General features: G+C 59.2%; 11 protein-coding genes and 1 rRNA gene. 6 read left to right on the top strand and 6 right to left on the bottom strand.

Going from position 1 to position 15,203, the window contains the following annotated elements:
* The first annotated feature begins 154 nt into the window (after positions 1 to 154).
* From rrf to ACIX9_RS16175, 3 genes are all read left to right on the top strand, one after another.
* Positions 155 to 271: ribosomal RNA gene (rrf, locus tag ACIX9_RS16185) — 5S ribosomal RNA — on the top strand.
* 126 nt (positions 272 to 397) lie between these two features.
* Complete coding sequence (locus tag ACIX9_RS16180) at positions 398 to 1,795, top strand: M20/M25/M40 family metallo-hydrolase (protein ID WP_013581569.1); 1,398 nt, start codon at positions 398 to 400, stop codon at positions 1,793 to 1,795.
* Positions 1,796 to 2,017: 222 nt separating this feature from the next.
* On the top strand, positions 2,018 to 5,128 hold the full coding sequence (locus ACIX9_RS16175; protein ID WP_013581568.1) for a TonB-dependent receptor: 3,111 nt from the start codon (positions 2,018 to 2,020) through the stop codon (positions 5,126 to 5,128).
* Between the two features lie 72 nt (positions 5,129 to 5,200).
* Here the strand turns inward: ACIX9_RS16175 and ACIX9_RS16170 are convergent, their stop codons facing one another.
* Positions 5,201 to 6,850, bottom strand: a complete 1,650-nt coding sequence (locus ACIX9_RS16170) for a M28 family peptidase (protein WP_013581567.1) — start codon at positions 6,848 to 6,850, stop codon at positions 5,201 to 5,203.
* Between the two features lie 93 nt (positions 6,851 to 6,943).
* Here ACIX9_RS16170 and htpG point away from each other — a divergent pair, with 93 nt between their 5' ends.
* Entirely contained in the window at positions 6,944 to 8,809 is a 1,866-nt protein-coding gene (gene htpG, locus ACIX9_RS16165) for a molecular chaperone HtpG (RefSeq protein WP_013581566.1), read from the top strand.
* A gap of 61 nt (positions 8,810 to 8,870) precedes the next feature.
* On the opposite strand, the gene ACIX9_RS16160 is transcribed toward htpG, so the two are convergent.
* The 5 genes from ACIX9_RS16160 to ACIX9_RS16140 all read right to left on the bottom strand — a co-directional run bounded on the left by ACIX9_RS16160 (position 8,871) and on the right by ACIX9_RS16140 (position 14,238).
* Positions 8,871 to 10,487, bottom strand: a complete 1,617-nt coding sequence (locus ACIX9_RS16160; protein WP_013581565.1) for a DUF4097 family beta strand repeat-containing protein — start codon at positions 10,485 to 10,487, stop codon at positions 8,871 to 8,873.
* Position 10,488: 1 nt separating this feature from the next.
* Positions 10,489 to 11,889 carry a hypothetical protein gene (locus ACIX9_RS16155; RefSeq protein WP_013581564.1) on the bottom strand — a complete coding sequence of 467 codons (1,401 nt, stop codon included), beginning with the start codon at positions 11,887 to 11,889 and terminating at the stop codon, positions 10,489 to 10,491.
* Complete coding sequence (locus ACIX9_RS16150) at positions 11,886 to 12,812, bottom strand: anti-sigma factor family protein (protein WP_013581563.1); 927 nt, start codon at positions 12,810 to 12,812, stop codon at positions 11,886 to 11,888. The genes ACIX9_RS16155 and ACIX9_RS16150 overlap by 4 nt, the downstream gene beginning before the upstream one ends.
* Positions 12,813 to 13,616 carry an RNA polymerase sigma factor gene (locus ACIX9_RS16145; protein ID WP_157477619.1) on the bottom strand — a complete coding sequence of 268 codons (804 nt, stop codon included), beginning with the start codon at positions 13,614 to 13,616 and terminating at the stop codon, positions 12,813 to 12,815.
* A 79-nt stretch (positions 13,617 to 13,695) separates the two neighbouring features.
* Positions 13,696 to 14,238, bottom strand: coding sequence for a superoxide dismutase family protein (locus ACIX9_RS16140; RefSeq protein ID WP_013581561.1), 543 nt, complete (start codon positions 14,236 to 14,238; stop codon positions 13,696 to 13,698).
* Positions 14,239 to 14,442: 204 nt separating this feature from the next.
* Between ACIX9_RS16140 and ACIX9_RS16135 the strand changes: the two genes are divergently transcribed.
* Complete coding sequence (locus ACIX9_RS16135) at positions 14,443 to 14,763, top strand: pentapeptide repeat-containing protein (protein ID WP_013581560.1); 321 nt, start codon at positions 14,443 to 14,445, stop codon at positions 14,761 to 14,763.
* 68 nt (positions 14,764 to 14,831) lie between these two features.
* Entirely contained in the window at positions 14,832 to 15,176 is a 345-nt protein-coding gene (locus tag ACIX9_RS16130; protein ID WP_013581559.1) for a type II toxin-antitoxin system RelE/ParE family toxin, read from the top strand.
* Positions 15,177 to 15,203: the final 27 nt, after the last annotated feature.

The raw sequence follows: 15,203 nt of genomic DNA, 5'->3' as shown, positions 1-15,203 counted from the left end.
AACGTAATAGTCCACATTGTTCTAGAGTCATTCAATAACAAGCTTTGTAGTTATATCCTTTTGGATAACGCAACAACGTAACAAACGTCTGGGAATACCCAATCTATTCAGTTGTGAACGATCGCTGAGCAATCAGCTTTGAGTTCAACGCTTTGCCGGTGAGTTTACCGCGAGGGTCACACCCGTTCCCATCCCGAACACGGAAGTTAAGCCTCGTTGGGCCGATGGTACTGCACGCGTAAGTGTGTGGGAGATTAGGTGATCGCCGGCATAATCTATGTAACAACACAACAAGCCCATCCAAAGGATGGGCTTTTGTGCGTGCGTTGCCTGTTTCATGTCTTCCCTTGTCCCAACCGCCGCCGGCAAGTAAGCTCAGGGCGAGGACTCCCACGCCATGAAGCTTCAACTTCTGCTTCGCTCGCTTTGTTGCGCCAGCATCTCCGCTGCGGCCTTCGCTCAGACCCCGCAGGCAGGGATGCTTTCTGCAGATGCCTCCGCGGCAGAGATGAACGGCTTTCTCAGGGATCTTGTGCGCATCGACACGCGGAATCCCCCTGGTGACGAGTCCAAAGTTGCAAACTACATCGCCAAGGTCTTTCAGCAGCAGGGAATTCCTTATGAGTTGCTGGAACCCGTTCCTGGGCGGGCGAGCCTCGTCGCACGGCTCAAGGGAGATGGCTCGAAGAAGCCGGTGTTGCTTCTAGCCCATGAAGATGTCGTGCCGGTCGATCGAGCTCATTGGACGGTCGAGCCATTCGGCGCGGAGACCCGAGACGGTGTGCTTTACGGACGGGGCGCCTCTGACGATAAGAGCCCGCTCGCCGCGCATCTGGAGACCATGCTGCAACTACACCGGAGCGGCAAGACCCTCACCCGCGATGTGATCTTTCTTGCGGAGGCCAGCGAGGAACAGGATTCGGCTGCGGGAATGCATACGATCGTCGAGCGCTACTGGGACAAAGTCGCCTGCGAGTTCGCGATCAACGAAGGCGGTGCAGCCGAGGTGAAGGATGGCAAAGTCGCCTATCTCGGCGTGGCCACTGGAGAGAAGATGCCGCGCGGCGTGCGGCTTGTGGCTAAAGGGAAGAGCGGCCACGCCTCGGTGCCGGTCCTGGATAATGCGGTCACGCATCTGGCGCAGGCTGTTGCGCGGCTTGGAACCTGGGAGACGCCCGTCCGCCTGAACGAGACGACGACGGAGTTCTTCTCCCGGTTGGCTGGAATCTCAACACCGGCCGATGCGAAGCTCTTCCGCAGCCTCAATGATCCGAAGACCCAGATGACCTTGCACAAGGATATGCCGCAGTTCTATTCGATGCTCCATACGTCCGTGGTTCCGACTGTCTTGAAGGCTGGCTTCAAGAGCAACGTGATCCCCTCAGAGGCTGAGGCGCAGATCGATATTCGTGCGCTCCCCGATGAGAATATGCCGGCGTTTTACGCGCAGATGGCGAAGATCATCGACGACCCTTCCATCACGATCGTTCCGCCGGATCTAACGGACGCGATGCCTGCGGCTCCTGCCAGTTCGCTCCGGACTCCTATGTTTGAAGCGTTTGATGCAGCGCAGAAGGACGTCCTGCCGGAGGCAATCACGATCCCGGTCATGAGTACCGGCGCCACGGATTCAGCATTTCTGCGGGCAAAGGGTGTGAATGCTTATGGCATTCGTGTGCCACGCACCTTTGCGGAGAACGAGGGTGTGCACGGGAATAACGAGAGAATCCAACTGAAGTATGTCGCGGTATATCAACGTTTTGTTCAGGCAGCGGTGGAGAAGGTCGCCAGGTAGCTGCCGTGTGGCCTTCTCAGGCGGTTCTGAAGATTGCCTCTATTTTGGTATCTGATATCTCAAACAATTCATTCTCCTGTAAAGTGGAGGTATTCTTCAAAAGCCCTTTGCGGCCAGCACGAACGTGCCAGCCGTGAATCTGCTTCCGTAACGCCCGGCCGATGTTCAGAACTACAGGGTGACAGGAGGCGAGCAGAACCCACCACTTCCAGGAGGTTTCAGATGAAATCCACACGATCTGTGTTTCGAGGTTTAGTTCTCTCCGCACCCTTTGTGCTGGGCGCCAGCGTGGCGTTCGCACAATCCACATCCAGCGTCGCCGGCACGGTAACCGATACGACCGGCGCTGCCGTTCCGGGAGCTTCCGTATTGATTCACGGCATTGCGACCGGCGCGGAACGCAAGACGGTAACCGATGGCTCGGGTAACTTCAACGCGCCTTCGCTGCAGCCCGGCAGCTATACCGTCACCGTGACTGCACCGGGATTCAGCACCTTCACGCTGCAGCAGGTGACGCTTGAGGTTAATGCAAGCGCAACTGTGAATGCGAAGCTCACCGTCGGTGGGTCAGCCGAAACGGTTCAGGTTGAGAGCACGCAGGCTGTGATCGAGGCTCAGACCTCGACCGTCGGACAGGTTATCGACAGGGAAGTCGTGCAGCAGATTCCTTTGAATGGCCGCCATTTTCTGGATCTGACGAATCTGACTCCTGGCACGGTCGTTCCGCCGAACAACGGAAGCCTGACGGCTCCCAGCCGCGGCCTTGGTTCGAACGGGTTTGTGACCGCCGGCGCTCGCGAAGACTCGAACAACTTCCAGATCAACGGCATCAACCTGAACGACATGACGCAGAACCAGATCACGTTCCAGCCGTCGATCAATACGACGTCCGAGTTCAAGATCATCAACTCGACGTTCAGCGCGGAGTACGGGCGCAGCTCGGGTTCGATCGTCAACGTCTCGACGCGCTCCGGTACGAATCAGTTCCACGGTGAAGGCTTCGACTATCTGCGCAACAACTACTTTGACGCGCGTAACTTCTTCAACCGCAAGGGTACTCGCCAGAACCAGCTCGATCGCAACAACTTCGGCGGAGCGCTGGGCGGCCCGATCCTCAAGGACAAGACGTTCTTCTTCATCAGCTATGAAGGACTTCGTCAGAAGCAGGCGATTCTGCTGACCAGCAACGTACCCACCACAGCACAACGCGCAGCGTTTGCAACGAGCGCCGCCGGTACGGCCTATGCACAAATCATCAACCTCATCCCGGTTGGCACGCAATCGACCAACGCGGCAGGACAGGCCGTGGCGACGGCGAGCGGCTCCGCCCCGGGACCAGTGAAGACGGATCAGTTCAGTGGGGATCTATTCCATAACATCTCGAAATCCGACACGCTTCATCTGTACTATGCATGGCAGCAGGATGCACGCACTGAGCCTAACCTGCAGGGCAACACGATTGCTGGCTTCGGAGATCATCGCGGAGCTCACCGTCAGATCGGTACGATCAATGAGATTCACGTTTTTTCGCCAGCAATTGTGAATGAGGCTCGCATCGGATTCAACCGTATTGCGATCTCGTTCAATGAAAATTTCCTGGGGAATTCAAGCACCTATGGAATCAACAATGGAGTTACGCTTCCCCTAGGTCTACCTCAGATCTCTGTGACCGATCTTGGCTTGAACTTTGGTGGTCCGTCCGGATTTCCGCAAGGGCGCTTTGTGACTACAGGTGTTTTCTCCGATACGTTGAACATCTTGAAAGGCAAGCATTCGATCAAGGTCGGCGGCGAGTTTCGCCGGTTCGAGGGGAACAACTTCTCTGAGACCGCTGGAACGATCGCGTTTTCGACGACCGCTAACTTTGCGAATGGACTGGCAAATACCTTCAGTGCGAACTCGTCGAATGTCGTCAGCCGCATCTTCGACAGTTCGGTGGCAGGCTTTGTGCAGGACAATTGGAAGCTGACTCCAAGGCTGGTTGTTGAGCTCGGTCTGCGCTTTGAGTGGAACGGAACGTTTACGGAAGGCGCACATCGATTCGTGAACTTCCTTGCCGCTTCCGACACTTTGCAGCAGGTGAACCAGCCGTATAACCAGAACTACAACTACGATCCTCGCGTCGGCTTTACATACGATCTGCTCGGCAACAGCAAGACTGTGTTGCGCGGAGGGTTCGGCATACTGGCGGATCAACCGAACGAAGGTGTTGCATCTGGTTTGGCGGGTAACCCACCGAACTCGAGTCCTGTCAGTCTGACTGGAGGCACGAGTTCTACGGGCGTAGGCGGCTTCGCCGTTGGTAGCCTGTACACGGCGGCAGCATTGGTCGGACTTACCCCGAGCGCTGTCAGCCCGAATCTGAGAAACGCTTACATGGAGTCCTACAACCTGAACCTGCAGCAGGATCTCGGGTTTGGAACTGTGCTGCAGGTCGGTTACATCGGATCTTCAGGTCGGCACCTGCGCGATCCGCTCAACATCAATCAGTTCAACCATCCAACGCCTACGACCAACGTACGTCCATTCGCGGCTCTTTCCACCGCAAGCCTGATTCGGCCGGGCGCATCGTTGGGCAACATTACGCAGGTTGCAAATGCGTCAATGTCTAACTACAACGCGCTTTGGGTGACGGCACGCAAACAACTGCGGGGCGGGCTAGATCTCAATGCAAGCTACACGTTGTCGAAGTCGCTGGACGATAACTCGCTGGGCACCAACGGGCATCAGGACAGCACGAATCCCGCAGGGGACTACGGGCGTTCAGACTTCGATACGCGCCATCACTTTGTCTTCAGCGGCGTCTGGACGCTGCCATTCCATGGCAACCGCTTCAAGGAAGGCTGGTTGTTGGCGAACATCACTCAGGTTCAGTCGAACAACCCAATCAACGTTGTGACCTCGAATACCTCCTACACGGGTAGCGGAAATATTCGCCCGACCCTGATTGGGAAGTATTCCACTGGCCGCGGCGCACTCCTGACAAGCGGGAACATTCCCTGGATCACAGGCTCAGTCTGCACGACGCCGACCGCTGGCTGCACCTTCTATACGCAGGCAACCGGGTTTGGGAATTTGAGCCGCAATGCACTCAACGGCCCCGACTTCTCTGACACGGATCTTTCCTTGCAGAAGACGACGAAGATCGCGGAGTCAGTCAACCTTGTGCTTCGTCTCGATTCGTTCGACCTGCTGAATCATGTCAACCTGGCTAACCCCAACCTGACTGGTGCCACCACTGGAACGTTCGGACAGATTACGGCGACTCGTAACCAGGTGGGCGATGCCGGCTCATCCCGTCAACTGCAGTTCGCGGGGAAGATCACCTTCTAACGCTTTACAACCCAAACAAAAGTCCCCTTCGTGAGCGATCACGAAGGGGACTTTTCATTGCGTTGAACCAGGTTATTTGCTGGCTTTGCGGGCAGCCGCGAACTCATCGCCGGCCTTCCACTCAATCGGCGGTGACGTGACCGACTTCCAGCCCAGCTCAATGCCAAGCCGGCACAGCGTGGCGTTGCCGACGAAGTCCCACTCCGGCTTAAAGTTGTCGGAGACGTTGTGGTAGTCGTTCTTGTTGTACGCCGCGCCCTGAGCCTGGGACCAAGCCGCATCATGACCCTTGTAGGTGCCACCCTGCCCGACGGAGAACGCCGGCACACCCGCGTGCGCAAAGGAGAAATGGTCCGAGCGGTAGTAGCCTCCGCCGGTATCCGGCCGTGGTGCGGGAACGCTATAGCCGAAGCGCTTGGCTGTCGCCTCCAGCGTTGGATAGAAGCTCGTACGTTGCGAACCGGAAGCATGAAGCTGGTCGCCCTGCCCGAACGGGAGGATCTCATCGAAGTTGAGATCGAGGTTGATCTGGCCGATGGGGAGCGGTGGATGCTGTGACAGATAAGCCGAGCCCAGCAGGCCCTGCTCCTCCGCCGTCACCGCGGCAAAGATCATCGAGTGCGGCGGTGAGAGCTTCGCGCTCGTCACCGCACGCGCCATCTCCATGATCATCGCGGTGCCGGTGCCGTTATCGCCTGCACCGTTGAAGATGGCGTCTTCACCGGGCTTTGCATCGGCCTTTACACCCAGGTGATCGTAGTGGCCGGTGTAGATGACGGCCTGGTCCGGTGCTGGCGACGTGCCGGGCAGAATGCCAATGACGTTGGGCGATTGAAAGTTACGCACGGTGCTGATGACCGTTGCATCCAGCTTGACCGGAAGCTCACGCGCTTTGAAGCCATGCTTGCCGGCGGCTGCAAACTCCGTGTCCAGGTCGGTCCCGGACGCGGCAAAGATCTGCTTGGCCACGTCGAGCTGAATCCAGCTCGCAGCCTCAAGGCGTGGGTTTGCGTCGTGCGCCAGAAAGGTCTTCTCGGCCGAGTTGGAGTTGCGCACCACATCCCATCCATACGCCGCCAGGTCTGTGCGATGGATGATCAGTGCGCCCACGGCTCCCTTACGCGCGGCCTGCTCAAACTTGTACGTCCACCGGCCGTAGTAGGTCAGGCTCTTGCCGCCGAAGAAGTTGGGATCGTCCGAGGGCGGATCGTTGACGATGCACAGGATCACCTTGCCCTTGACGTCGATGCCGGCGTAGTCGTCCCACTGAAACTCCGGCGCGGTGATGCCGTAGCCCATCCACACGATCGGCGCGTTGATGGTCGCGGACGGCGTCAGTTGCGAGTTGAAGACGACGAAGTCATCCGCGAACTTCAGCTTGATGGGCGCGCCGGACTTGGGGACGAGAGTAAAGGTCGTCTTGATCGGGTCAGCCTTGACGCTGGTGAAGTCCACCTGCTGGAAGTAGGTGCCGTGGTCGCCGCCGGGCTTGAGGCCGTAGCTCTCAAACTGGCTGGCAATGTACTTGGCGGCAAGCTCCCCGCCGCGCTGACCGGGGTAACGGCCTTCCAGAAGATCATCTGAAAGGTACTTGTCATAGGCACGGATGGAATCGGCCGAGACATTGGCTTCCGCGGCCGTGACGGCGGGTGGCAGGTCGGTTTGGGCGGCAAGAGGCAAGGGAAGGGCGAGAAGGGCGGCAGCAAGAAAAGGACGAGGCATTATGTCTCCGTTTGGTGAAAGTTTATCCTGAACGACTGTTCCTGAGCGGACCCGATCCGCACGCACACCCGGGATTTTTTATAATGGATCTCTATGTCGAAGCGTGAGTTTCAAACAGAAGTCAGTCAGCTGCTCCAGCTGATCATCCACTCCCTCTACTCGCACCCTGAGATCTTCCTGCGTGAGTTGATCTCCAACTCGTCCGACGCGCTGGATAAGCTGCGTCACCTGACCCTGACCGACGACGTCTACAAGGCGCTGCCCTTCGATCCGCGCATCGATCTTGAGCTCGACGAAGAGGGCAAGACCCTCACCATCTCGGACACCGGCATCGGCATGAACGAGGAGGATCTGGTCTCGCACCTCGGCACCATCGCCCGCTCCGGGACGAAGAACTTCCTCTCACAGCTCTCCGGCGACGCCAAGAAGGATTCGAACCTCATCGGCCAGTTCGGCGTTGGCTTCTACAGCGCGTTTATGGTCGCGGACAAGATTGAAGTCGTCTCCCGCAAGGCTGGGGAAGAGCTTGCATGGCGCTGGATCAGCGATGGCAAGACCGGCTTTGAGATCACTCCGGCGGAGCGCCTCGTCGCCGGAACCACCGTGCTGCTGCACTTCAACGAAGAGGGCGCGCAGTACGCCAACAGCTACCGTTTGCAGGAGGTGGTGAAGAAGTACTCCAACCACATCGCCTTCCCCATCTTCCTCACGTATGACAAGAGCGAGTGGAACGAAGAAGAGAAGAAGTCTGACAAGAAGCGCACCACGGAGCAGGTCAACGCGGCCAGTGCGCTATGGCGTCGGCCCAAGAGCGAGCTCAAGGACGAGGACTACAAGGAGCTCTACAAGTCCGTCTCCGGTGACTGGGAAGACCCGCTCTTCTGGTTCCACACCAAGGCCGAAGGCAGCCTGGACTACACCACGCTGTTCTATATTCCCGCCAAGGCCCCGCTCGATCTCTATCAGGCTGAGTACAAGGTCGGCGTGAAGCTCTACGTCAAGCGCGTCTTCATTCTGGACGACTCCAAGGACCTGCTGCCGCAGTATCTGCGCTTCGTTCGCGGCATCATCGATAGTGAAGACCTGCCGCTGAACGTCAGCCGCGAGATCCTGCAGCAGAACCGCGTCCTCACCAGCATCCGCACCGCCAGCGTCAAGAAGATCCTGTCCGAGCTGAAGAACATTGCAGCGAATCAGCCTGAGAAGTACGAGACGTTTATCGCCGAGTACAACCGCCCGCTGAAGGAAGGTCTGCACAACGACTACGCCAACCGCGAGACGCTGCTCGACCTCATCCGCGTCAAGTCCACCAAGGTGGAAGGCCTCACCAGCCTTGCTGAAGTGAAGTCGCGCATGAAGGAAGACCAGAAGAGCATCTACTACATCACCAGTGGCGCAGAGTCTCTGCTGCGGACTTCCCCGTTGCTTGAGATCTATAAGAAGAAGGATCTTGAGGTGCTCATCCTTGACGACGACATCGATGAGATCGTCTTCTCCGGCGTGGACAAGTACGGCGAGATCGACCTGAAGGCAGTCAACAAGGCCTCCACCAGTGAAGACCTCAAGGATGAAGCCGAGCCCGATCAGGCCGAAGCCTTGAAGCCCTTGCTCGACAAGCTGAAGGCTACCCTGGGCGATCGCGTGAAGGATGTACGTGCTTCGGTGCGGCTTGCGGATAGCCCGTCGTGCATCGTCTCCGATGAAGAGGAGCCCTCGCTCAAGATGCAGCAGATGCTGCGCGCCATGGGCCAGAAGGACATCCCCGTCATGCGCCCGACGCTCGAGATCAACCCCGATCACGAGATCGTCAAGAAGCTGCTCGCCCGCCCTGACGATGCCACGGCTGAGGATGCCGCATGGCTGCTCTTCGATCAGGCGTTGCTGATGGAGGGCGTTCCGCTTCAGGACCCGGCCAACTTCGTTCAGAGGCTCAACCGCATCCTGAATCTTTCCATCTAGCTTGAAATGAAAAAGGCTGCGTGAGAGATCACGCAGCCTTTTTCATTTAACGTGAGGCGAGCTAAAACTCTACAGTCTTAGCCGACGGCGCATGTGGCGCAGGCTTGACGTGCGGTGCTGGTGGAGCGGGCGGTGCAGGCGGGGCCGGTGGCGCAGTCGGCTTCATATCTGCCTTATGAATGCCCAGGTCCGCATGGTTGGTGCGCAGGATGATCTTCGCATGGCCGTCTCCCACCGTGCCCGTCAAGGTGTGATTGTCGTCTCCATCCCTGGAAGGCATGTCGAAGTCGTTGTCGATATCGCCGTCATGATCATCGGCCTGGATGCTGAAGCCGCCATGTGCGGGCAGCGTCACATCCACCGCGCCGTTCTTGTTCTGAATCGTAATGTTGCCCAGCGGCGAGGCATTGCTTACGTCGACCGTGCCGTTGCTGTTCGTGACGGAGAGGTCCCCGGCGATTCCATCCACGGCAATGTTGCGGCTGCGTGTTGAGAGTACCGATGGGCCCACAACGCTGCTCGCCGTCAGCTCGGACTCGGAGCTCATATCGACCGCGCCCTCCAGCCCGGCCAGCGTCCATTGCGTGCGGCTCGTCTTGAAGGAGACAGGCCCGTGCAGATGCTCCAGATGCGTATCACCGTAGAAGTCGCCTTCCAGCGTCGTCTGACCGGAGACGTCCGTGATCATCAGGTTCTCAGCGTGACCCTTCAGGGAGAGATCGCCGGTGATGTTGTGCGCTGTGAACGAGGAGCCACTATGCTCCATGCGCGCCATGACCGGCCCGCTCACCTCATTGAACTCCACATCGCCGTAGGTCGCCGAGACATTCACCGGAGCCTTCATGCCGGAGACATGCACGTCGCCGTGGTTGGCCGTTACAGTCGCCTGCCCGGAGTCCGGCATCTGGATGCTCAGGTCCGCGGTCGTGCCGTCGAGTGAAGGCATCGTCACGCTCAGCACGTTGCCGGAACGATCGATCCGCGGCGACAACTGCTGCGCCTTCTCATCGGCCGCCGAATCAGAGTTGCTATAGATCTGCTTGTTCACCGTGACATGGATCTGGCCGTCCTCGCTGTGTCCGACGATCGTGACATCACCATGCGGATTCACCACGTTGAGCGACGTGCCGGCGGTAAAGGTCTCGTCCACCTGCTGCTCACGGTCGTGCTTTTCTCCAAAGAACTCCGCAAAGTTATCAGGCCCCATGTGCATGCTGTCGATCCACTCATGGCCGCGGCTGATCTGGTGCATCATCCCGCCTGCCAGCGCCAGCAGGATCAGCAGGAAGATCACGCCGCCGCCCACGCCTCGCCGGACGTAGGGCACGCCGTCGCGCTGCCGTGACTGGTCGAACGTCCACTCCAGCACCAGGATCACGCCTGCGATCACCAGCAGCGCCGGCCACCACTGCCCGTACTCGGCGGCAAAGTGCTCGAACGAGATATGTCCGCTGCGGATCAGCAGCAGCACCACACCCACGCCCACAATCATCAGGGGTCCCAGGATGGAGCCACGCCGCATGGCACGCGTCTGCTGGCGATAGAGATCACGCTGCGCCTGGTAGGCGTTCTTCTGGGCGCGTCGCTGATCTTTCTCGAAACGGCGCTGCTGGCGCGGATCGTAGTTGAACGGAGGTCCGACGGGAGGAGGCGGGTACGGCGGCGGATAGCTTGCCATGTTAGTTGCCTCCTTCGTGTTGGTCGTTGGTGGCCGTGGGGACGATGGACGTTCCCGCATAGGCCGCTGGTGCCGGGGGCATCGCCGCATACTGTGAGGCGGCTGCGGCTGAGTTATACGCGAAGCGTTCGATCAACATCATCAGCCCCGCCAGCACTACCAGCCACGGCCAGCTATGCACCCAGTACACGACGTGCAGCCGGTCCAGCACGATCAGGAACCCGATGAGAAACAGCCAGGAGGAAGGCCGCAGAGCACGCATCACACGCAGCGGATAGTTCGCGGACCCGTCGCTGGTGAGGCCGTAGCCGGAGTCCAGCATGCGCTTGATGAAGATCCATACCGCCAGCGCGATCAAGCCAAACCCAACCAGAGACTCGCCGAACATGCCTTCGAAGATCCCCGTCGTCGCCAGCAGGAAGACGATGCCCAGACCGATCAGCCACACAGCTCCGGCAGGGAAGCGATTCTTGCGAATCAAGCCAGGTGCTGCCAGCGGATCTCCACCCGCAACCGGGCTGTAAGGCACACCATACGGCGGTACAGGAGGCACCGGCTGAACCGGAGGATAGTAGCCCGCGTTCGCGGCGTAACCCTGGTTATAAGACGCGGACCCGAACTGCGATCCAATGCTGTTCGCATAGGGAACGTCGCGCTTCGCCTGCTCGACCTCCGCATGCCAGGCAGGCGGCGCGGCATCGATCGGCGCACCCCAGTTGGAGACCGGCGGAGCCGTCTCGACCGGAACCTCGCTCGCAGCCGTAGGCACAGGTTGTGGAGCGGGTGCAGGCGGGTTAGGCCATGCCCCAGTTCCCGGAGCAGAGGGCGCGCCCCAGTTCTTGCCAAAGCCCAGCCGCTCGCTCAGGTCATTCAGGCCAAAAGGATTCGGCAGTGGTGTACCGTCACGCCGGGCGCGCGCCGTGTGATGCGCCTCAATCACCATGTACGCAATCCATCCGGCAGCAATCAGTCCGAAGAGATCCGTCGCATGGGAAAGGCTGATCAGCATCGCAAACACCAGCAGGTGAACGATGCCCTTGGCATACTGCTCGTTGTACATCGCACCCACGCCTGGGATGAAGCCCAGCAGTGCGGCCAGCCCGGGATTCGGGGTAGAGCGCGTATACGGCGGTACCGCCCAGCTCGTCGTACCGCCCACCGGTGTATATACGGTCGAGGTATAGCTATAGCCCGCACCCTGACCGGCGGCGCTACCCGGGGCTGTTCCTGAAGAAGGAGGAGGTACAGCGCCCCCAATCCCCAGCTTCGCAGCCAGGCAAGGTTCACAGTAAATGGCAGGTCCTACAACGCGCATCGTGGAGGGATCGAGCGGCTTGCCGCAGTTCTGGCAAAAGGCCGTCGGCTTCTGTTCGGTCTGGTCGTTCACATTGTCGAAGCTCATGTCCAGCTCCCCGTGCGCTTGTCTGTGTTCTTATCGTTCGCACTCGCACTTACACCGGTCCAGAAAGCTCCCAGCCGCTGCTTCCCGTTGGGTACCGTGGCGTTGGTCATGACGTACCGAGCCTTCTCAGACAGAGGAACCTCACGCCGGCTCGTCCCGGGACCTGGCTCCTGCTTCTTCTCGTCCTTCTGCTCGGGCTGCGTATCGTTCTGCGGTGCAGCAGGCGACTCCCGCCGCATCTGCTCACGCTCTTCGTTCTGCTGCCTCAGATCCTCCACCCGAGACTCCATCACATGCACCACGCGGAGGCTGTCGAAGTACCGCACCGCCTGCGCATTGGTCACGTAGAAGCTGCGCTTCAGGTTGGTGGGCTTCAGGTCGGCGGTATGCAACTCGTTCAGCCGCACGCCCATCAGGTTCAGCGTCAGCGCAATCGAGAAGAATGCCATCGCCGCCGTCATTGCGAGTCTCGGCTCCAGCAGCATGCGTCCAAAGGCACTCCGGTTGTTGGACCGAGGCTGGAACTCCAGCAGGTTCCCCGTATGCACGGGCAGAACGATCGGTGTAGGCACCAGGAACGGCGTCGCCCCGGTGTTCCAGACATCGCCCGAATACTCTGGCACGCTGTCCGCTTCAACCCGCACCGGATTACCGCTGGTCTGGGCCATGATGCGGCTGATCAGATCCGTAGACGGTTCAGGGCGCGGACTTTTCAACATCTCGAGCCAAGCCGCACCTCGCTGCGCATCCGCGTACATCTCGCTGCACGTCACGCAGCTTGCAATGTGCCGGTCGAACCACGTCTGGTCCGGAGCGTTCAGCGTGCCGTCCACAGCGTCCATCAGCATCTCTTCACAGGCAAGGCAGTGGGTCCCAGACCTTTTGTTCCCGTCAAAACCGTCGAATTGGATCATGTTCGCCATTTACATCACCTGCCTATCTATACGTTGCAACATCCTGGCTAGTTCCGCTCGTCCCCTGCTTATTCGGCTTTTTACCGTTCCTTCGGGGATCTTCAAAACCAACGCAATCTCTTTGTAATCCATATCTTCCAGGTCGCGGAGAATAACTGCCTCACGCAGCTCGGGAGAAAGTTTGCTCAGCGCATCCTGGATCTTCGCCTTCAGCTCCAGCCCGGCGTAGTTCTGCTCCTGGCTGGGCCGGGTATCGGGCAGACGCTCAAGCTGCGTCGGGCCGTCTTCTTCGCCCGTCGCGCTCACGTCCATGGAGTCGGTCGCACGCTCCAGCTTCGTCCGGCGGAACTGATCGACGAGCATATTCCGCGTCATCGTCGTGATCCACGTCTGAAAGCTGCCCTTGTCGGGGTCGAAGCTGCCCAGGTTCCGGTAAATCTTCAGGAAGACGTCCTGCGTCATATCCTCGGCGTCGGTCTGGTTGCCGCTGAACCGGTAGCAGATGCCGTAGACTCGCTTCTGCTGGCTGGTCAGCATCAGGTGCCACGCCCGCTGGTCCCCCGCCATGCACTGGCGGACCAGTGCGGCGAGTGCGTCCTGCTCGGCCTGTTGTTCCGGCGTACGCTGCAACCTTGCCTCGGGCACCCTGCTCTCAGGACTCTGGGGTGTAGGCAGAAGTGTACCGCCCGGCAGCCTTCCGGCATTCGCCGGAGGCTCCTCACCCCCGCCGCCACTGCCCGGCCGGGACCGCGGCATCCATCCGCCGAGCAGCTTGCCCTGTGTCGGCAGAGTCTGGAGAAACGGCATCGTCATGTGCAAAACGCCCATGCATCCCTGTACGCATGGGCGTTTTGATTTGTTCCGTGCCGTTGTAACCGTCTGTTTACAGGAGTTACTTGCCCGGAGCCGGCTCGATGATGACGCCGCAGGCGATCCGGCCGCCCGCATTGCCCGTCGGATCGGTCTTCATGTCGTCCGCCTTCTCGTGGATCATGATCGACGTCCCGCCGTTCGCCAGGATGTTGTTCGGAGCATCCAGCACGATCGAAAGATACGGCACCTTGAAGCTGACGTTTGCTGTGCCATCCGGCCCAACCGTCACATTCTGCGGCAGATCGCCGGCGTGGTGGCCCATGGGGTTCAGGGTTCCATGCTGCTTCATCTCCGGATTGAAGTGGCCGCCGGCAGACTTGAAGTCGGGCGCATCGCACAGGGGCTTCTGGTGGATGTGGACGGCATGGTCGCCCGGGGGAAGGTTCTTCAGGGCGAGCTTCACCGTCAGCGTCCCCTTCTTGTTTTCGTTGAAGCTGGCCGTGCCGGCGTCGTCGCCCGTACTCGTCTTGATCGGCACCACTACGGAGCCTTTATCGTGCTTCTTGGCCATCGCCGGAACTGTCAGCGCACACATGAGTAAAGCAACTGTCGCAACCCGCATCGTTCATTCTCCATGGATCTAAAAATCTGGTGATGCTCCATAGGATGCCATCGACGCGCAAACTTCAATGTAAAAACATCGCTCCGGCTGTTCGTCCGGCACCCGTTCCGGCAGAATTTTCTATTTCCGTTGCAGTCATGTGGGTTAGCATGAGCGCGGGCCTCCCATCCTTCGCACCGGAATTCAAAATTCATCGGAGCATCCATGAAAATCACAGAGGTAACCGAACAGATCGAAGCCGTCCACGACGATCTCACCGGCTCCAGCTTCATAGACGTCAACCTCGCCAGCGCCACCTTCAGCAACGTCAACCTGGCCTGCGCGGACTTTGAATCAGCCTGCCTGAACGACGTCAAACTCCACAACGTCACCTGCCTGCGCATGCAGATCTACGACGCGGACCTCAGCGGCGTCACCATCGCGGAGTCCAACACGGAGACCATGACCATCGACGGCATCACCGTCGCCGCCCTCATGGCCGCCTACCGCAAGTGCGGCCCCAACCCCACACCCCCAGGCGAGTAGCTTTCACCTACATCCCGGGCATTTTTATAGCTTGCAGTCTATATTGATTGCAGGCTATATTTTTATCAATGGCAACCGAGGTCATTGTCACCACCGAGTTTGCCGACTGGTTCGAGCATTTGGACGAAGCGGAGCAGAGGTCGGTCGGCCGCGTCATCGGTCTGCTGGAAGAGCGCGGCGCGATTCTCGAGTTTCCATTCAGCAGTGGAATCAATGGGTCGAAATTCTCTCAAATGAGGGAGCTTCGTATTCAGCACGCAGGAGAGCCTTACCGGGTTCTTTACGCCTTCGATCCGATTCGCCAGGCTGTCCTGCTGGTGGGTGGCGTCAAGACAGGGAAGGGCAATCGCTGGTACGACGAGGCGATTCGACTGGCTGATCGGCTGTTCGATGAATACCTGCGAGGGGTTTAACGTCATCGCATACTAAGGCGCAATTTT

The organism is Granulicella tundricola MP5ACTX9, from assembly GCF_000178975.2.
GTDB lineage: Bacteria > Acidobacteriota > Terriglobia > Terriglobales > Acidobacteriaceae > Edaphobacter > Edaphobacter tundricola.
This window is presented reverse-complemented; position numbering and strand designations above follow the sequence as displayed.

Excerpts from the sequence above, each read along its gene's own strand:
- ACIX9_RS16155 (WP_013581564.1), bottom strand. The coding sequence starts at position 11,889 with ATGAGCTTCGACAATGTGAACGACCAGACCGAACAGAAGCCGACGGCC.
- ACIX9_RS16180 (WP_013581569.1), top strand. The coding sequence starts at position 398 with ATGAAGCTTCAACTTCTGCTTCGCTCGCTTTGTTGCGCCAGCATCTCC.
- ACIX9_RS16145 (WP_157477619.1), bottom strand. The coding sequence starts at position 13,616 with ATGACGATGCCGTTTCTCCAGACTCTGCCGACACAGGGCAAGCTGCTC.
- ACIX9_RS16160 (WP_013581565.1), bottom strand. The coding sequence starts at position 10,487 with ATGGCAAGCTATCCGCCGCCGTACCCGCCTCCTCCCGTCGGACCTCCG.
- ACIX9_RS16130 (WP_013581559.1), top strand. The coding sequence starts at position 14,832 with ATGGCAACCGAGGTCATTGTCACCACCGAGTTTGCCGACTGGTTCGAG.
- ACIX9_RS16135 (WP_013581560.1), top strand. The coding sequence starts at position 14,443 with ATGAAAATCACAGAGGTAACCGAACAGATCGAAGCCGTCCACGACGAT.
- htpG (WP_013581566.1), top strand. The coding sequence starts at position 6,944 with ATGTCGAAGCGTGAGTTTCAAACAGAAGTCAGTCAGCTGCTCCAGCTG.
- ACIX9_RS16140 (WP_013581561.1), bottom strand. The coding sequence starts at position 14,238 with ATGCGGGTTGCGACAGTTGCTTTACTCATGTGTGCGCTGACAGTTCCG.
- ACIX9_RS16170 (WP_013581567.1), bottom strand. The coding sequence starts at position 6,850 with ATGCCTCGTCCTTTTCTTGCTGCCGCCCTTCTCGCCCTTCCCTTGCCT.
- ACIX9_RS16150 (WP_013581563.1), bottom strand. The coding sequence starts at position 12,812 with ATGGCGAACATGATCCAATTCGACGGTTTTGACGGGAACAAAAGGTCT.
- ACIX9_RS16175 (WP_013581568.1), top strand. The coding sequence starts at position 2,018 with ATGAAATCCACACGATCTGTGTTTCGAGGTTTAGTTCTCTCCGCACCC.